The sequence below is a fragment of the Gilvimarinus sp. 1_MG-2023 genome (genome assembly GCF_030548285.1).
Genome location: NZ_JAUOSC010001631.1, coordinates 1 through 239, shown reverse-complemented (window position 1 = coordinate 239; position 239 = coordinate 1). Strand labels below are relative to the sequence as shown.

General features: G+C 56.1%; 1 protein-coding gene. It reads right to left on the bottom strand.

Annotated elements, in window-relative coordinates; translation table 11 throughout:
- The coding region (locus tag Q4563_RS22315) for a hypothetical protein (protein ID WP_303606101.1) at positions 1–239 on the bottom strand (239 nt) is incomplete at both ends.

Sequence of the window (239 nt, the reverse complement as noted above, 5' to 3'; positions counted from 1 at the left end):
GACATAACATGGTTGCATCGTCCGCAAAAGTGGCGCTGACACTCTGTTCTGTCCCGGCAAACTGCGCAGTATCCGCTGCCTGCGTTGTAAAACGGGCGGTGATATCGGTGTAACTGGCCACATCCAGGAAGACCTTGCTGTAGGTCTCGCCATCGGCATGGCGCAACAACCATCCCACCGTCGTATTGGCCGCAATCTGATGGGTGCTGGTATCGTATTCATACCAGTCAGCCCAGGCC